Source organism: Neorhizobium phenanthreniclasticum, from assembly GCF_040066075.1.
Taxonomy (GTDB): Bacteria; Pseudomonadota; Alphaproteobacteria; order Rhizobiales; family Rhizobiaceae; genus Neorhizobium; species Neorhizobium petrolearium.
Genome location: NZ_JBEAAL010000044.1, coordinates 18,657 through 34,227, shown reverse-complemented (window position 1 = coordinate 34,227; position 15,571 = coordinate 18,657). Strand labels below are relative to the sequence as shown.

At 61.1% G+C, this 15,571-nt stretch carries 18 protein-coding genes; 6 read left to right on the top strand and 12 right to left on the bottom strand.

What is annotated here, in order from left to right; all coding sequences use genetic code 11:
- Nucleotides 1–135: 135 nt before the first annotated feature.
- Nucleotides 136–657: a hypothetical protein gene (locus ABK249_RS31615; protein WP_210058757.1), complete on the top strand. Its 522-nt coding sequence runs from the start codon at nt 136–138 to the stop codon at nt 655–657.
- A 114-nt stretch (nt 658–771) separates the two neighbouring features.
- Here the strand turns inward: ABK249_RS31615 and ABK249_RS31610 are convergent, their stop codons facing one another.
- From ABK249_RS31610 to ABK249_RS31600, 3 genes are read right to left on the bottom strand one after another with little or no spacing between them, the layout of a single operon-like run.
- Complete coding sequence (locus ABK249_RS31610) at nt 772–2,013, bottom strand: DUF1173 domain-containing protein (protein WP_210058759.1); 1,242 nt, start codon at nt 2,011–2,013, stop codon at nt 772–774.
- Nucleotides 2,013–2,432: a hypothetical protein gene (locus ABK249_RS31605; protein ID WP_227705917.1), complete on the bottom strand. Its 420-nt coding sequence runs from the start codon at nt 2,430–2,432 to the stop codon at nt 2,013–2,015. The genes ABK249_RS31610 and ABK249_RS31605 overlap by 1 nt, the downstream gene beginning before the upstream one ends.
- Nucleotides 2,429–3,139: a ParA family protein gene (locus tag ABK249_RS31600; RefSeq protein WP_210058761.1), complete on the bottom strand. Its 711-nt coding sequence runs from the start codon at nt 3,137–3,139 to the stop codon at nt 2,429–2,431. Before ABK249_RS31600 ends, ABK249_RS31605 begins: the two co-directional genes overlap by 4 nt.
- Before the next feature lie 461 nt (nt 3,140–3,600).
- Here ABK249_RS31600 and ABK249_RS31595 point away from each other — a divergent pair, with 461 nt between their 5' ends.
- Genes ABK249_RS31595 through ABK249_RS31585 form a run of 3 tightly spaced genes read left to right on the top strand, consistent with a single transcriptional unit; the run spans nt 3,601 to nt 6,606 of the window.
- The gene (locus tag ABK249_RS31595) at nt 3,601–4,011 is read left to right on the top strand and encodes a plasmid mobilization protein (protein WP_280107563.1); all 411 of its coding nucleotides are present in this window, start codon (nt 3,601–3,603) and stop codon (nt 4,009–4,011) included.
- Complete coding sequence (locus tag ABK249_RS31590; RefSeq protein ID WP_210058765.1) at nt 4,011–6,407, top strand: conjugal transfer protein TraA; 2,397 nt, start codon at nt 4,011–4,013, stop codon at nt 6,405–6,407. Before ABK249_RS31595 ends, ABK249_RS31590 begins: the two co-directional genes overlap by 1 nt.
- A 10-nt stretch (nt 6,408–6,417) precedes the next feature.
- Nucleotides 6,418–6,606, top strand: coding sequence for a hypothetical protein (locus ABK249_RS31585; RefSeq protein WP_210058767.1), 189 nt, complete (start codon nt 6,418–6,420; stop codon nt 6,604–6,606).
- Here ABK249_RS31585 and ABK249_RS31580 read toward each other — a convergent pair.
- On the bottom strand, nt 6,596–6,880 hold the full coding sequence (locus ABK249_RS31580; RefSeq protein ID WP_210058769.1) for a hypothetical protein: 285 nt from the start codon (nt 6,878–6,880) through the stop codon (nt 6,596–6,598). The genes ABK249_RS31585 and ABK249_RS31580 overlap by 11 nt on opposite strands.
- 290 nt (nt 6,881–7,170) lie before the next feature.
- Between ABK249_RS31580 and ABK249_RS31575 the strand changes: the two genes are divergently transcribed.
- Together ABK249_RS31575 and ABK249_RS31570 are read left to right on the top strand one after the other, a co-directional pair.
- Complete coding sequence (locus tag ABK249_RS31575) at nt 7,171–7,392, top strand: type II toxin-antitoxin system HicA family toxin (protein WP_210058772.1); 222 nt, start codon at nt 7,171–7,173, stop codon at nt 7,390–7,392.
- Nucleotides 7,389–7,730 carry a type II toxin-antitoxin system HicB family antitoxin gene (locus ABK249_RS31570; RefSeq protein ID WP_210058774.1) on the top strand — a complete coding sequence of 114 codons (342 nt, stop codon included), beginning with the start codon at nt 7,389–7,391 and terminating at the stop codon, nt 7,728–7,730. The genes ABK249_RS31575 and ABK249_RS31570 overlap by 4 nt, the downstream gene beginning before the upstream one ends.
- Nucleotides 7,731–7,832: 102 nt before the next feature.
- Here the strand turns inward: ABK249_RS31570 and ABK249_RS31565 are convergent, their stop codons facing one another.
- The 8 genes from ABK249_RS31565 to ABK249_RS31530 are packed head-to-tail and all read right to left on the bottom strand — an operon-like array spanning nt 7,833 to nt 15,571.
- Entirely contained in the window at nt 7,833–9,866 is a 2,034-nt protein-coding gene (locus ABK249_RS31565; RefSeq protein WP_210058776.1) for a type IV secretory system conjugative DNA transfer family protein, read from the bottom strand.
- On the bottom strand, nt 9,863–10,891 hold the full coding sequence (gene virB11, locus ABK249_RS31560) for a P-type DNA transfer ATPase VirB11 (protein WP_210058778.1): 1,029 nt from the start codon (nt 10,889–10,891) through the stop codon (nt 9,863–9,865). The genes ABK249_RS31565 and virB11 overlap by 4 nt, the downstream gene beginning before the upstream one ends.
- Nucleotides 10,851–12,101 (bottom strand): type IV secretion system protein VirB10, encoded by a 1,251-nt coding sequence (virB10, locus tag ABK249_RS31555; RefSeq protein ID WP_210058780.1) that lies wholly within the window; start codon nt 12,099–12,101, stop codon nt 10,851–10,853. Before virB10 ends, virB11 begins: the two co-directional genes overlap by 41 nt.
- Complete coding sequence (locus tag ABK249_RS31550) at nt 12,098–12,871, bottom strand: TrbG/VirB9 family P-type conjugative transfer protein (RefSeq protein ID WP_210058814.1); 774 nt, start codon at nt 12,869–12,871, stop codon at nt 12,098–12,100. Before ABK249_RS31550 ends, virB10 begins: the two co-directional genes overlap by 4 nt.
- A gap of 32 nt (nt 12,872–12,903) precedes the next feature.
- Entirely contained in the window at nt 12,904–13,596 is a 693-nt protein-coding gene (locus tag ABK249_RS31545; RefSeq protein ID WP_210058781.1) for a VirB8 family type IV secretion system protein, read from the bottom strand.
- A 28-nt stretch (nt 13,597–13,624) separates the two neighbouring features.
- The gene (locus ABK249_RS31540; RefSeq protein WP_210058782.1) at nt 13,625–14,650 is read right to left on the bottom strand and encodes a TrbL/VirB6 family protein; all 1,026 of its coding nucleotides are present in this window, start codon (nt 14,648–14,650) and stop codon (nt 13,625–13,627) included.
- A gap of 1 nt (nt 14,651) precedes the next feature.
- Nucleotides 14,652–14,867: a hypothetical protein gene (locus tag ABK249_RS31535; protein WP_210058783.1), complete on the bottom strand. Its 216-nt coding sequence runs from the start codon at nt 14,865–14,867 to the stop codon at nt 14,652–14,654.
- 2 nt (nt 14,868–14,869) lie between these two features.
- Nucleotides 14,870–15,571: a type IV secretion system protein gene (locus ABK249_RS31530; protein ID WP_210058784.1), complete on the bottom strand. Its 702-nt coding sequence runs from the start codon at nt 15,569–15,571 to the stop codon at nt 14,870–14,872.

The following is a 15,571-nucleotide window of genomic DNA, read 5'->3' as shown; positions in this document are numbered from 1 at the left end:
GGGAACAACCTGTCCAGCGGAGGGAAGAGATTTAGCCGATCGGTCAAAACGCCGGTCAAAACATAACCGAACCCAAGGAAAAGCCGCCAACCGAAGGTGTTTTGCCCCTTGTGTTCTTTCATTGGAGAAACACCCATGTCTGATCTCAATGCTCTCGAACTCTATGCCAAGCTCTGCGGCTTCAAACTCCTCGTGCTTGCCAATCGCTTCGGTTCGACCAATGCCGTGTCCGACCACGTGCATCATGAATTCTTGGAAAGGATCGGCGATCTCATTGAATTGATGCAGGACATCTTGCATGCGGAGCGGAAGTTGCGCGTCGTGTCGGACGCAGTCCAGCGCGAGGAGGTAGAGTGGGCGCGATGGAGCTGCGAACACCATCTCGTGGATGTCTACCTGACCGGCGCACCTTACCCGCTCCTGGAATTTGTCCCGATCGACCCGGAAACGCAGGAATATCGTGACAACACGACCGGCAGCTGGCGTCCGCTGACGGAGGATGGGCCTTATCTTCGCGATGTGAGCAACGAGGAGCTCAGCGGACTTCGGACCATCATGGATCAGATCGCCGAAGAAACCGGGATCTGCTTCTCAGCCTATCGTGTCGTCTGGGGATCACAGCCGGACGAGGAGGCAGAGGGTGCGACACGGGATTAAACTTTCGGCGACGGGCGCAAGTGCCCGTCGCTGCTTGTTGCGTGTTGGATAAGCAATATAGGCCGGATCGACCGGCTGATATTGCTTGGAGCAAAGGTCGATCTTCGCTTCAGTCTATTCCCAGGGCAAAGCGGGCATGTCGCCGTCGGCGATCCGCCATATCCAATTCGCCATGTCCGGGCGCGCCTCGATCATATCGCGAAGCGAAACCTCGAATTGAGCGTCGGCATTCGGCGGCACGATATAAAGCGCCGTCGGCCGAGGGCGCGCTTCCGGCATGATCGCGTTGGCAATAGGCTGGTCGCCGGGCAGGTTGAAGCGCAACCCTTTCACCGTCTTGCCACGCATTCGCGTCAGTTTGCCGAGCAGCCGCTCTTCATAGGCGGTCTCAACTGGAAGCCATTGTTCCGTGACGGTCATCAGGGCGATCTCGTCGATCGTGACGAGGCCTCCTGCGCTCGATTCGATTGTGGCGATCGTCATCAAATGGAACCGGTCATCGCTTCGCCAGAGCGTTAGCTCGTCCTCGAACCGGCGCTGGACGCGTCGCCAGGTCGGTTCCTCAAGGTGCAACCGAAACCCGGGCATGTGCTTGACGACGACCTGCTGGCCGCTGCGGGCCGGCGCAAATTCCTTCACCTCGCCAACCAAGAGCATCAGCTTCCTCGGGCCACCATCCGATACCGACAAGCCGTTCAATGCCTGTGCCCGGCGCTGCTCGATCGCCGGCTTATCCTCGGTGCGGAAAGGTTCCGGCACGAACAGGCGCTTTGAAAGCGCCTCGCCGCGCACCGACATGGTGCGGGCGGCTTCGACGAGATGGTGATAGACCTGCCACCAATGCCGTTTTCCGGCCCAGTGCGCCGTCCATTCGGTCAGGCCGCTCTCATGCCAGAGAAGATGCAGGAGGGCTCGAAGCGACAGGCGCTTGCTGTCGTTCTCCACGCTGTCTGGCACGGTGCCCTCCGACGCAGGTTTCCCCCGGGGTCCGCGCTTCGACAGCGCGAAATCCAGCTTCAGCGCAGCAGTTCCCCCCCGATCGAGCTTGATCGCGCTTCCGATCAAGGCGCCGAGCCCGGAAAGGTCATAAGGCGGTTCATAGGACGGGCATGATGGATCATGCTCTGCCCCGGAAAGGGGCATCCTCTTGAGGACGAACTGGTCGCCAATTTTCGCGACGTACATCGCCAGGCCCGGCTCCCTGCAAAGGCAAAGCGGTCGCAGCTTGTCGCGATAGGCCTGCGCCAGACGCTCCTGAAGATCTTCGGCCCCTTCGTCGCAAGACACGCCGCCGATGAGGAAACACCGCGCCCGTCTGCGGTTTGAGGACGTCTCGGTTGCCGAAGAGTCCGCCATCAATAGCCGTTCTCCTCCAGATAGAAGTCTATGGCGGCCTTCATCACCGCCGCCATCTTGACGTCGTTTTCATCGGCAGCCCGCTTGAGGCGCGCCTTCGTCGCGAAGTCCAGCGCGACATTGACGAAGAACTTGGCCTCCCGCTGCTTCGCCCGTTTCAGGTTCTTGATGCTGTGACGTGCTTCCTCTTGAGCGACTGCCCGCTCCTTTGCCCGCTTCTCCCGTTCCGCCGGCGAGCGCTTGTTCAGGATGCGGCTCCCGTTTTCCCCGTCGTCCGAAGACACTCCGGCAGCCGACGTTTCGGGATCGGCGGAAGCGGGCCGACTGGGAATCTCCGCCGAGGCGTCGGCCGCTTTCGACGGGCTGGAACTCCTGCCCGCGATGGTGAAGTCGCCAAGGCCGAGGGTGGCTTTGCTCATGCCGCTTCTCCTCTCGCGGCAATCTGCCGTTTCGTCTCGATCTCTTCGACGAGGCTGAGAACTTCCTGGCGTGCCTTTCGCACCGGCTCGCTCAGTTCCTGCATCTGCAGCGTCCCGAGGCCGTTCTGGATTTCGCGATAGACATTGCGTTCGAACAGTTCCGTATCGAGGAGCGCTGTCCGATAGCCAGCTTCCTGCAGGCCGGCGACGAATGGCCTGATATAACGATAGGCTTCGAGATTGCGGCCGGGAACCGTGATCCGCGTGCGCAGATTGAGATGCAGAATCCCGGAGCCCTGCCGATCGTTGATCTCGCTGACACTGGCCGCCGCCTGTCCGGCCGCCTCGATTTCCTTGATGCCGGGCTGGATGGGCGACAGCACCAGGTCGGCCGAGCCGATGATGGTGTCCTGCACGGTGCTGTCGACGCCGGGCGCATCGACGATGATGAGGTCGAAGGCGTTGCGCAGCCGCTCGATCTCCGCCTCGATCGTTCGGCGTGAGGCGGCAACGGCCACGTTAATGTTTTCCGGGACATTGTCCTTGCTATGGCAAAGCCGCCACCACCCCGACAGATTGAGCCGGCCGTCGGCGTCGATGAGAAGAACCCGTTCGCCCCTCAGCGCATATTCGCCGGCGAGCAGCGTCACCAGTGTCGTTTTGCCGGCGCCGCCCTTGTTGCTGACGGCTGCGTAGATTCTCGCCATGCTTGCCTCCATCCAGCCCACCCGGAATCTCCGCGCAGGAGTTATTCAGCCTCTTAAAGTTAGAACAAATATTGTTCTATTTCGTCCCACCGTCAACCCGTCGGAGGAGGATATCACTCCGTGTAGAACGGTGGAAACATGCTGGCATCACATCGAGTGGTCACATCGATTATGCGTGTGGTGTGGAACAACGGAAGCATTGATTATTTAGATAAAGCAATTAGATGATATGGTGCCACGGTGTTTCGATACCGTGGTTCGGCATCGTGCGTTCGCACGCGGAATTGGCCTGAGGCTACCTTGATGAGTCGATCGCAAGTTTTGATTTAAGGCTTGCGTGGCGTATCAAAAACAGTAAACTCTTGTTTGGCAGGATACGCAAATTTGTGATACAAATTTGCTGACGATCGACGGACGAGCCGTCGATGGCGCCTGCGGTGCTCCTTCAAGGGGAGGGTGAAGTGGCAGCGGATGGTGGCGGAGCGGTGCGCCTGGGGAAGGCCGAGGAGCGTAAAGAGCGCGTCGTGCATGCCCGCTTCAGCGCCTCGGAACTTACCGCGATCGAGCAGGCCGCTGGCGCCGCAGGCCTGACGGTTTCCGCCTTCATGCGTTCGCTGACGCTCGAAGGGGCGGGGGTCCGACCCTTCCTGACCGATGACGACCGGGCCGTCTTCGAGATGCTAATTTCGGACATGCGGGCGATCGGGGTTAACCTCAACCAGCTCGCTCGGGCGGTGAACGGGAGCGGCCGGCTCGTCGAAGCGAAGCTTGCTGCGGAGCTGGTCGATGTCCAGCGTCTTGCCGCGGCCATCGTACTCGAACTCAGAAGTCTTGCGGGACGTGGTGCCCGCCGGCGTCGGGGAGTGGTCTGATGGAATTCCTGCCCGGCGCCTTCGAGCATGAGTGGGAGAGGCGGAAGGCCGTGTTGCTGCAGGAACGCCAGCTTCTCAAGGCAAATGCTATCGATGAGGAAGAACGCCGGCGCCGCGGTGGTTCCGTCGCGGCCGCATCGCCGCTGTCCGGCCGGGCACTGGGCCGTCCGACATTCGCTAAGATGGGCGGCGGTTTCGGGCGTGGACAGGCGCGGAGGCAAGGCGGCGAGCCATCGATGCGCTCGCGGTTTTCGGGTCTTGCCTCCGGTAGCCAGCCGGCCGTGGTCAAGCTCGCTTCCTTCGGCGGGGGTGGACGGCTCGGCGCGATGATCAGCTATGTCTCGCGCAGCGGAGATGTTGCCGTCGAGAACGAGCGCGGGGAGGTGTTCAGCGGTCGCGACGAGCTCTCCTCCATTCGCGGCGAGTGGCACCATCTGATGAAGAACCGCGCGGAGAGCCGCGATATAGGCACCTTCGTTCTCGATGTGAAGGATATATTCGACACTGCGGGCGACCTGCACCAGCAAGCACGCGCTCTCTTGCAGCGCGGGTTTGGTGACCGGAGCTTCGCCTTTGCGGTCACAGCTCGTGGCGAGGAAGATGGCTATCGGATCGAAGGTGTCGTCGTCCTGCGCGACAGCGCCGGCGAGCGGCTGACCGGCGACAGGAAGGCTTCGACGTTCGTGCAGGAGCGACTCGATGCGGGTCGGAACGAACCCGAAGGCGCGGCAAGCTTTCGCTTTACCGGTTATGGTAATGGCACGGATTACGGCACGAGCCGGCTTCGCGATCTGGTCGAGCGGTATGACGGTGGCGTTCAGGATGAGAAGGGCCAGGCAATCGCCGGTGCGAAGGAGGCGGGCGACCTGGTGCAGCAGGAATGGCGCGGCCGGCTTCATAGCCGCAAACCCCGCGATGTCATGCATGTGGTCATCTCGGCGCGGGCCGGGACTGATGTCGCGGCTTTTCATGCCGCGGCTCGGGATTTCCTGGCGCAGGAATTCGCCGGACATCGCTATGTATTTTCGATGCACGACCCGTCCGCGGATCCGAAGGCGGAGGAAGCCGGTGGCAGGCGGCCGCATGTCCATGTTCATGCGATCGTCGCGATGCGCTCGGATGCCGGCGACCGGGTGGAGACGACGATCGCAACCTTCCGTCGCTGGCGGGTGACCATGGCGGAAAAAGCCAGGGACCACGGAATCCGCATGGAAATGACCGACCGGCGGGAGCGGGCGAGCAGCCCGGCTTACACCCGGAACCAGGTGCGCCCGACGAGCCGCGCCGGCAGGACCGAGCATGAGGGGACGAGCGATGCCGCGCAACAGCGCTACGAGGCGAAGAGGGCGGATCGGCAGAGTTTCGCGAGGACAGAGGATGGCAAGGCTTATTCTACGGTCGCGCGGGAAGAATGGGCCGCACTGGCTGCGAATGGTGATGTACCGGGGGCACGAAAGTTTGCGATAGAGCAATTAAAGCGATTTGAATCAGCGGCTTCCCGGATCAATCAGGGTGAGGTTGAAGTTCTGGCAGGCAGAAATTCTTACTCGCAGTTCAGAACAAATTTGGTAAAGTTGGTGAATGCTGTTTCGGAGGGCGAGAGCATGCGCCACATGACACGTCAGGAATTCGAGACCTACGAAAAGCGCGTCGAGACGGCGCTCTTCCAAGCCGAGCGCGTGACGCCGGATGACCAGAAGAAGAGCTTTGAGGAAATCGTGTCCGCCGCGCGCGAGCACGTCAATGTCCGGCGTGAACTGATGGAGCTGCAGGAACGCGGCGCTTCCTCCGAGCGGGAAGGCGAGCGACGTTCGCCCGAGCAGGACGACGATCCGCGCACCCGCTGGGATGATGTCGTCGGTCGTCACGGCCTGCGCATGGCGGAAGCGGCCAACCAGGTCATGCTGGAGGTCGAGCGCTACCGCGAGGAGATCGAAAAAGCCTATGCGCGGAAGCTTGATGCCGAGAAGGCGGTGCTTGAGGCCGGCCTGCAGCGGGAAATCGCCAAAGCCGCCGAGCTCGGCGCCGCGGGCAATACGCTGATCCGGGAGATCGCGGAAGTCGATGAGGAACTGCGCGTTGCCATTGAGCGGGCGGAGCATTCTCGCGAGAGCCGCAACTGGTCTAAGGTCGATGGGACAGGGAATGCCGGGGAGCGGGCGGACGAGAAGCAGGGTCTCGATCGGGGCGATGAGGCGGCGGTCGGCCGCTCGGCGGATTATGAGCAGGATCGTGATGTAGATGATCGGGGGCGGTTACAGACGGAACGACCGGTGGCCCGAGCCGGGGACACGACCAGGACGGATCCTGCGCAGCAGCACATTCCCCGGATCGAGGAATTGCAACGCGAGGCCGACGAACGGCGGGAACAGGATCGCGACGAGCGCGAGCGATAGAGAGGCATTCATGCGAGACGATCGACGCCTCATCGTCAATCAGGAGACGGATCACAAGGCAAACGATGGCTTTGCCACATTCGGAGCGTTGGTGTTCGGCGGCGTCATGACGATCGCGCTGATCGACTACGGCCTGACCGCAGCCTGGAGGTGGAGTGTATCGATGTGGGACGGGATCCTTTCTTTCTTCACGTTCTAGCGTTCTCCAGGCCATTCGCACGGAGAGCGTCAATGCCTCCGATTTTTGAGCCATCGGCGCTGGGGACCTCGGCGATAGGTGCGCATTCTCGGAGGATGGATAGCACCTCCGCAGCGCTGGACGCCTCGATTTCGGAGTTCCCGAGCCGGATGCGCACACGACGCGCCGCCAGCCAGGCTTTGTAGCATCCTGTCAGGGACAGGATGACGGCCGCGATGGCGCCGGGGATGCCCGCCATGCTGATTAGCTCTTTTAGAATCTCGAATTCGCTCATAAGCAAGCCATGGCCTGTGAAGGGTTGTCGCCACAAACTAACCCCTGCCGGGGACCGTTAAGTGCGAAACCGAGATTTTCAGGCTTTTCCGGCAGATTCGCCAGCCTGTCCGGGTTTCCAAGCGTTCAGTGCGATTTCCATTGCTGGGGACGTCCGCCTGAGCCACGATTTTGCAGAATCGTGGGCTTTCCCGCACCAGAGGTGATGACCACGTCAGGAATCTTGCAAGTGATACTGGAAAGTGATACTAAACGGAACTAAGCAGGAAGCATCGGGCAACTCTCGCGGCCGTGTTTGCTGACCCCGTTCTTGCCGGGATTGTTTGGCGGGACATTGAGGCGCTATTCGTCGCATGTGGGGCAGAAATCACGGAAGGGCAAGGCTCGCGGGTGCGGGTCGTCCTGAACGGCGTGCGCGCGGTTTTCCATCGCCCGCATCCCCAGAAGGAAACCGACAAGGGAGGGGTAAAATCCGTCCGGCGCTTCCTGCTCGAAGCGGAGATACAACCATGACCACAATGCACTACAAGGGCTACGAAGCTGTTGTTGAGTTCGATGAGGACGCCGATATTTTCCACGGTGAGGTCGTCAACATGCGCGATGTCATTACCTTTCAGGGAACTTCGGCGGCCGAGCTGAAGCAGGCAATGGCGGATTCCATTGAGGATTACCTGGTGTTCTGCAAAGAGCGTGGCGAGGAACCCGAAAAGCCTTTTTCCGGCCAATTCGTTGTCAGGACCGAACCTAGTATCCACAAAGCTGTGTCGAGTGCCGCACGACGAGAGGGCGTAAGTCTCAACAAATGGGTGACGCAGGCGTTGGAACGCGCCGTTTCGCGGAAGGTCGCATAGAACCTCATTGCTTCGGGCTCGCACACCATCGACGAGCGGTGACCTCTCCACCATAGAGTTTTGGGGGTGTCTTGACGGGTGAGGCGCAACATCGGCGCCCAACTATTCCAGCCCGATCTCCGCTGGATCCGGAACCGTCTGGGCAAGGATGTCGTGAATGCTCTTGCGTTGTCGGGGAGTGATCTCTGCTGCCTGCGCCAGTGAAGCCTCGACGGCTGATTTCAGTTTGTCTGCCGTCGGAAGGATCCGCTCTTCTGCCTTGGCTACCAGATCGCCGATTGCGGTTTCTGCTCCGGTGTTTGAGGTTTTCTTCGCCCGATCCGAGCGGGCTTTATCGGAGGTTTTCCTGACGCTGCGGGCGACGCGTTTTGGAACAGTCGGAGTTTCGCCTGCCTGGGGAGCAAGCTTCAGGGTGGGGCGTTCTTCACCCGGCCCATCGGCCGCAGGGTCATATTCCGGTGCCAGCGCAGGAACAGGCAACGCTGCTTCGAACTCCAGATCGGGGACGTCCGGCTGCTGCTGCTCGGCATAGGCGGCAGCAGCCTTGAACGGCTGGACGGCATGATAGCGAAGCTTGCCGCCAAAGATCGGGCGCTGACCCTCGACCAGCAGGATCATCCTGTCCTCCGGCATCTGGCGCACCTCCTGCGGCATCATCAGGTCGCGCTCACGGATCTGCTCGACCTTCGTCCGTCGCGGCAGTCCCATGAACTCCAGCGTGCGGGATTCCGACTGATACCGGATGGTGCGTTTGCCAAGCGCACGCGATGCGTATTCGGCCGTTGCCTGATCGTTGGCGCCGAGGATGAGCTGCAGGCCGCAATTGCCGAGCAGCGAGTGCCTTGCGGTCTCGCCGTAGATTTCGTCGATATTCTTCAGGTCCTGGATGATAAAGGCCATTTTTATGTTGTAGCCGGCCACATAGGGGAGCTTGTTGAGGACCTCGTCCATCTTCTTCAGCTGTCGGAATTCGTCGAGCAGGAAATAGACAGGCAGGGCATTGGGGTTGTGCTCACGGGTCAGGAGATCCATGACCTGCTGGACGAAGAGCGTCAGCAGGGGCCGCAAGATCGTCATGTCGGTGACGTTCGGCGCCAGGTAGATGGTGACCGGCCGGCGCTGCAGTGACACGAGATCCATGTCCGTCACGGCGGTCGCGGCGACGACACGCTCGTTGCGCAGCGGCGCCAGCGCCTTCTGGATGTCGAGGAGCGCCGAGCGGGCCGCCCGTTCGTTCAGTGCGATGTAGGCATTGAAGCTCTCGGTCGTGAAACGCGAGAGATAAGGCTCCTTCTCCTTGATAAGTTTCATCAGGATCTGCAGGTCGACGCCGGCATTGAAGAAGCCGTTGACCTCGCCAAGGTTGCGACGGTTCTTGTAGAAAGGGCTTTCCAGCACATAGCTGATGACGCCGGCGATCACCTGCTGGGCGATGCCCTGCCAGACAGCGTTTTCGGAACCGATCGCTTCAGGAATGAGAATGCTTGCCATGTTCTGGATGTCGATCGTGCGACTGCCGCGATCGCTTCGCACGAAATCCAGCGGGTTCCAGCGATGGGTTTTGGCCGCGCCCGGAGAGAAGAGAAAGACCTGGTGTCCTTTGGACCTCCGGTATCCGGCCGTATGCTCGAAAATCTCGCCCTTGAGATCGGTGACGATCATCGAGCCGGAAAACATCAGCGCGTTAGGAATGACATAGCCAACGCCCTTGCCGGAGCGCGTCGGGCCAATGATGAGATGATGCCGGTCGTCGTGCCGGCTCAGGATATTGCGCCCGATGCGTCCGAGGATATGTCCTTCCTTCCGAAACCATCCGCCGCGTCGCAGCGACGCCATGTCCTGGAAGGCAGCATCTCCGAGCGGGTTCGACGGCCGCCGAAGCCCCGTGACCGCGGCAATCGAGGCGATGCCGATCGCTGGAACAAGAGCGCCGATGGCGGCGAGCTGGAGGGACCGATTGTTGGGATAGGCGATCAGCTGCTGAAACGGCGCCAGCGGATTGGTGGTGGTCAGCAGCTTGAGGATCCGCCCGTCTTTCCAGACAAGCTGGAGGATCAGGCTGTAGCCGAGCATCCAGATGGCGACGGCGAAGAGCAGGCAGAACACCAGATAGATGGCCTGGTGGGACTTCTTCATGGCGATCGCCGCGCGAAGTAGATCTCGGAGACGCCACGCCGGCCGCCGTTGCGGCGAAGCTGGATGACCACAGGGATAACCATGCGGATATAGGACATGAGGTCCGGCTTCGAATATCCCGATGACATGCCTGTCTGCATCATCATCATGGCAAGCTGCTCATAGGCGCCCATCGGTGTGTCGGCATGCACCGTCGACATGCTGCCGGGATGGCCGGTGTTGATCGCCCGCAGGAAGGCGAAAGCCTCGGCGCCACGGATCTCGCCGACGAAGAGCCGGTCCGGCCGCATGCGCAGCGATGCCTCAAGCAGCGACTGGATCGTCACCTGGGCAGTGCCCTGATCGCCACGCGAGGCGAGCAGATGCACGCTGTTGCGATGTGGTGGAAAGAGCTCGCGCGTGTCCTCCAGCGTCAGAATGCGCTCGTGTTCATCGACGCTTTTCAGGCAAGCATTGAGAAACGTGGTCTTGCCGGTCGAGGTGCCGCCGCTGATCAGGATCGACACGCGCCCGCGCACGGCGGTCTCGATAAAATCGTGGATGCGGTCGGCATCGAGAAGAGCGATGAGTTTCTCTTCGGTCGCACTCAGCCCTCCGACGGTCACCGCCACCTTGTCGAGGGCGCCGCTGTCGCGATATTGCGCCAGCGTAAAATCGCTCACGACCTGCTTCCTGATCGAGATCGCGCCGCCGTCTGCGGCCGCCGGCGGCAGGACGATCTGGATACGCTCGCCGGAGGGGAGTGCCGCACTCAGCAATGGATTGCTGCGGCTGACGAACTGGTTGCTGGCGGCTGCGACCCGTTCACCGATATGCTCGATCTCCGTCGAGGTGAGAGCGGGGATCGTAAGGAACTGCATATGGTCGGCGCCGAGGCGCTCGATGAAGACCTCGCCCGGGCGGTTGACGGAGATCTCCACGACGTGTGGGTCATCGAGGAACGACGCCAGCGGTGCCAGCGCCCGCTTCAGGAAATAGTGCGGATCATTGCCGGATGCGGCGACCCGTATCGATGCCTCGTTCATGCTTGATCTCCTTCAAGGCTTCCTCGACCGGATCCGGATACATGGCCGAGAAGTCGAGGTCCTGGCGGACATAGACGAAAATGCGTTCGCCCTGATGGACGCTGATCGTCGGCGGGATGCGGAGGTTCTCGCCGAGCGCCTGGTTGGCCATATCGGAGAACGTCCGAGCGATCGTCTCGCGGGCGAGCTCGGCGGCGCGGTCGGAATCGGACTCGTTGTTGCCCGATGATGAGCTGTATTGGCCGCTGCCATAGCCGGTCAGGTAGGAGGACCCGGCGCCGACGATGGACAGGAGAATCGCTGATCCGAACCGCTCGCGCCATTTGTTGTCGACGATGCCGGTCAGTCCCGATCGGCCCAGGCCATCGGTGCCGATGCTGTTCAGCCGCACCGAGACGCCATCGTCACGTAGAAGGCGCGTCCAGATCACGAAGATGCGTTTCTGGCCGCGGGTCACATCGGACTGGTATTCGCCGATCAGGCGCGTGCCGGTCGGAATGAGCACGCGTCGGCCGTCGAAGGAATAGACGTCCTGTGAGGTAATGGCGCGGATCTGACCGGGCAGGTCGCCATTGATCGCCGTCTCCAGGATGCCGGGGATCAGCGTGCCCTCGGGGATCATGGCATCCAGCCGGCCGACCTGGCGCGCTTTCGCCGAGCGATCGCCGATGGCCGATGCTGTCGCCAGGAACTTGCTGTTGCGATCCTCTCCCGCAACGGTCGGCCCATCGCCAGCAGTTCCCCCGTTCAGACTGTTATCCGCGCTATCAGCCTTGGTGGAATCGACGATGATCTGCTTGGAAAGATAGCGCTTGGGAAACTCCTCCGGGATTTGCTCCACCGGCTTGTCGGCCGTCTCGACCGTGACCGGCGGGGCAGGGACATCGAACTCGGTGGTATCGGCGGGCTCCTCCTTCTTTTCCTCCGGCGGTTCGGGCAGCTGAATGATGTTGTCGGCCGGCTTTTCCGCCGGCCTTTGATCGTCGCGGAGAAAGGACGGTGGGCGGAATGTGGTGGTGGAGAACTCCTCGTCGCCTCTGAGCACGTCCTGCGGGGGTTTCTTCGGTGCGAAGACGAAGAGATAGGCGAGCACGGCGCCAATGAGCACAAACACCGCGCCGCCGAACAGTTGCTTGCGCCTCGCCCTCCGGTCGCGGACCTCGCTCTGGTCCACTTCCAGCATGGCTTCGAGTTCGGGAGATCGATTCATCCGTTGCCGGTCCTTCTTCGCTTGCTGGCCGTGCTATCGAATGCCGGACCCATCACCGCCGGATCGGGCGCTCCGAAGTCGGGCTTGCGGAGATTGAAGATGCATGTCCACTGATTGCCATCGCGCAGGGTGTATTGGGTGGCCGTGCCGTCGAGAACGATGTAGTCGCCCTCGCGGCGGAAATTGCGCAGCGTTTCGGTGAAGTCGGCATTGACGGCAAAGATCGCCGGCACTTTCGGCCCGAACTTGAAAAAGGTCTTCTTGCCGTCATCGAAGATCATCAGCGGCTTCAGCCCTGGATCGCCGGAGAAGGAATAGTCGATATTGACGTTGGCCTTGTCGATACCGGCGATGTTCGGAAAGGCGGCGCGGGCTTCAGCCTCCTTGCGCAGCGAGGCGTTGAGATCCTTATCGGGATAGACGAAACGAATACCAAAGACCTTTTTGTTGTCCTCCGGCGCGAAGTCCGTGAGTTCGAGATAGTAGATGCGCTTGGTGGTCACGACGTTCATGTTGGTGGCGGCGTTCCTGGCCTTCGGCTTCACGAAGAGGATATTGCCCTTGTCCGTCGGCACCACGTCCCAGCTATCGCTGTCGCCGACCGCAATCGTCTCGAACTTCTCGTCCTCGTCGAAGATGATCATCGTCGAGATGCCGTAGGTCGCGAAGACCCGAACCACATTGTTCGGCTGGTAGACGACGCTGGTAACACGGGCGTCGAGCCGCCCGGCCGATGGCGTCTCGGCCGCCTGGGCGGCTGACAGGGACATCAGGCTCAGGATGAGGAGGACAGCCGCCCGGTTCACTGGCCGCTCCCGGTGACGGTTTCCTGATCGCGGCGGTAGTCGTAGACCTGGAAGCCGAGAGGGTTTTCGAAACGCCACTCGTTCGTCGCAGGGGTGTCGGTGTAGCGATAGCGCACAACGGCGATCCAGTGACGAGCGATCGAGTCGGTATCGGAGATTTCGGTCGTCGAGAACCGCACGATGCCGGTCGAGCTGTTGGGGAAGGTGACGGATGCGATCTCGGTCATGACGCGCTTGTTGCGACCGTAGATCTTCGCCGGGTTCTTCAGGTTGGTCGTGCTGTAGAGATCCTGCAGCTCGCGCGCGGCATTGCCCGTCGATAGAAGCGCCGCGATCCCGAAATTCTGCTCGATGGCATAGGGATCATATCCCTCCCGGGCGCGGATATAGCGGACGATATTGGCCTGGGTGATGGCCTGCTGCTCGGTCAGCGTAACAGGCCGGGTCAGACCGGTCTTGACCTCGATATAGCCGGTGTTCTTGTCGACCTCGACGAGATAGGGCTCGAAGCTCTTCAGCGGCACCAGCATGACGAGGGCGACCAGGCTGAGCAGGGTGATCGCGCCGAAAATCGTCGTCACGAACCAGGCGAGCGCCCGCGATCGCTTTGCCCTTTTGACGATCTCCTGTTCCCAGATGTCTCCGCTTTGATAATAGCTTCGTAGATCAAGATCTTTGCTGTCCGCCATATGCTTCCGTCTTCTTGAAAATGAATGCTCAGGTGGGATTGCCCTGCTGGGATATCCGGCTCTGCATGGCTGATTTGACGCCGGAGTCGTCATCGTCTCCAGAGCCGCGGAACCGGTTTCTCAGGTTGCCGCCGAAGCGATAAGCACCGCGGCCTGCCGCGACACTGCCGCGCGCCGTGGCAAGCGGGTATTGAATTCCCAGGCGGTGCGCGATGCCGGTTGCGGCACTTCCGACTCCCGATGCGATGCCGCCGGCGATGCCCTGACCGATCGACTGGATGTACAGCATGACGAAACCGCCGGCGATGCAGAGCAGCAGGAAGCCGGCGACATCGCCGAGGGTCAGCGTTCGCGTTCCGCTGGCGGCGTCAATCTTCGACAGTTCCGGGTTCATGGCGGCGATCAGGAAGGCGGCGATCACGTAAATGAACAGCGGGATCAAGGCATAGGTGAGGACCTGGTTGAACCAGCCGACGCCATAGCCGCGGCTGCGTTCGAACAGAAAGCAGGACACGAAAATCGGTGCGGTGCCGATCAGCACCCAGAGCATGACCTTGGCCAGGATGAGGATGGCAAGCGCCACGGCGATGAACACCCCGGCGCCGACCATGATCAGCAGGCCGATCATGCTGGGTAGAATAGAGAAGTAACCGGATTGCTCGGCAAAGGCGGAGGCCGCCTGATTGGCCGTCTGCCAGATCATCGACATGCCGTTCGTCGGCTCGGTGATACCGGTTCCGGAGGCGGCGAGGATTGCGCGGCCGACATCTTCCGGTGTGTCGTTGACCCAGCGGTAGACGAAATTGTTGAAGTTGCCCCAAGAGCTGACGAGACCGAGGATCATCACCATGCGGACGATGCGAAGCACGATCTCGCCGACGCCGATGCGGGCGGTTCCCATGACCAGCTGCAACCCGTACCAGGCGATATAGAGAACGAGCATCAGCCGAAGGACCGGCAGGATCTCGTTGCCGACGATCGTGTAGGCTTGCTCCGAAAAACTGGCGCCGGAATTCTCGATACGGTTGAGGAGGTCGCCAAGGAAATCCTGCATCCTATTCCGACCCTCCCTTTGGAATGCCGATCGCCGCGAATGCCGACGCCGGATCGTTGACGGCGCGCATCGGTCCGCATTCGTGTCTGGGGTCCTCGGCAAAGGACGTCAGGTTGGCCGGCCGCTTGCAGGGCGCGGTCTTTTCCCTGACGGTGCCGCAGCTCGTCACCGTCAGGGACAAGGCCGCCGCGAGGATCAATCGGAGGATTCGCTGCATCGTCAGTTTCCGTAGGCCAGGGCCTTCTTGGAATTAGAAACATCGGTGAGGCGCCGCTGGTTCTCGGCCTGCAGGGACGTGACCGCACCATTCATCACGCCGATCATTTCGTTGAATGTCAGACCCGACTGGACCTGCAACTGCGTGTTCTGGTCGATGGAACCCTTGATATCCTCGGCGGTGCCGATCTGCCTGCCTGCCAGCTCGAAGGCGCTGCGCCGCGTCTCGATCGCCTGTTGCGAACCGTTGATCAGGGCGGAGACGCCGAGCACGGTATTGACCAGTTGCTCATAGGACTTGTCGCCGGAGAAGCTGCTGTTTGTCTGCCCCGAAAGCGATTTGACCAGTTGCAGCCCGTTGATGAAGAGGGTTGCCGCTTTGGTGATTTCGCTGCTCATCGAGCCGAAATTCGGAACCCCGTCTTTCAGGATGCTGTCGAAGGAGGGAATCGCCGAGACGCTGAAGCCGTTGCCGATCGCGAGGTTCTTCAACGGACCGGCCATGCTGCCGCGATCGCCGGTGACGGCTTTCAGCGTATCCTGCACCGTCGTGAGGATATCCTTGTTGGTATCGAGGATCTGGTTGGTCGTATCCGCGGTTTTTTTGGCGACCTCATAATTGGTCCGATCGATGACGGGGACGTCCGCCAGTGCCGAGGCCGGCAGGGCGAGAAGGGCAACGCCAGTCCAGAATATCGCTTTCAT

Excerpts from the sequence above, each read along its gene's own strand:
- ABK249_RS31590 (WP_210058765.1), top strand. The coding sequence starts at position 4,011 with ATGGAATTCCTGCCCGGCGCCTTCGAGCATGAGTGGGAGAGGCGGAAG.
- ABK249_RS31610 (WP_210058759.1), bottom strand. The coding sequence starts at position 2,013 with ATGGCGGACTCTTCGGCAACCGAGACGTCCTCAAACCGCAGACGGGCG.
- ABK249_RS31615 (WP_210058757.1), top strand. The coding sequence starts at position 136 with ATGTCTGATCTCAATGCTCTCGAACTCTATGCCAAGCTCTGCGGCTTC.
- ABK249_RS31580 (WP_210058769.1), bottom strand. The coding sequence starts at position 6,880 with ATGAGCGAATTCGAGATTCTAAAAGAGCTAATCAGCATGGCGGGCATC.
- ABK249_RS31600 (WP_210058761.1), bottom strand. The coding sequence starts at position 3,139 with ATGGCGAGAATCTACGCAGCCGTCAGCAACAAGGGCGGCGCCGGCAAA.
- ABK249_RS31530 (WP_210058784.1), bottom strand. The coding sequence starts at position 15,571 with ATGAAAGCGATATTCTGGACTGGCGTTGCCCTTCTCGCCCTGCCGGCC.
- ABK249_RS31570 (WP_210058774.1), top strand. The coding sequence starts at position 7,389 with ATGACCACAATGCACTACAAGGGCTACGAAGCTGTTGTTGAGTTCGAT.
- ABK249_RS31550 (WP_210058814.1), bottom strand. The coding sequence starts at position 12,871 with ATGTCCCTGTCAGCCGCCCAGGCGGCCGAGACGCCATCGGCCGGGCGG.
- ABK249_RS31565 (WP_210058776.1), bottom strand. The coding sequence starts at position 9,866 with ATGAAGAAGTCCCACCAGGCCATCTATCTGGTGTTCTGCCTGCTCTTC.
- ABK249_RS31585 (WP_210058767.1), top strand. The coding sequence starts at position 6,418 with ATGCGAGACGATCGACGCCTCATCGTCAATCAGGAGACGGATCACAAG.
- ABK249_RS31545 (WP_210058781.1), bottom strand. The coding sequence starts at position 13,596 with ATGGCGGACAGCAAAGATCTTGATCTACGAAGCTATTATCAAAGCGGA.
- virB11 (WP_210058778.1), bottom strand. The coding sequence starts at position 10,891 with ATGAACGAGGCATCGATACGGGTCGCCGCATCCGGCAATGATCCGCAC.
- virB10 (WP_210058780.1), bottom strand. The coding sequence starts at position 12,101 with ATGAATCGATCTCCCGAACTCGAAGCCATGCTGGAAGTGGACCAGAGC.
- ABK249_RS31540 (WP_210058782.1), bottom strand. The coding sequence starts at position 14,650 with ATGCAGGATTTCCTTGGCGACCTCCTCAACCGTATCGAGAATTCCGGC.
- ABK249_RS31535 (WP_210058783.1), bottom strand. The coding sequence starts at position 14,867 with ATGCAGCGAATCCTCCGATTGATCCTCGCGGCGGCCTTGTCCCTGACG.
- ABK249_RS31605 (WP_227705917.1), bottom strand. The coding sequence starts at position 2,432 with ATGAGCAAAGCCACCCTCGGCCTTGGCGACTTCACCATCGCGGGCAGG.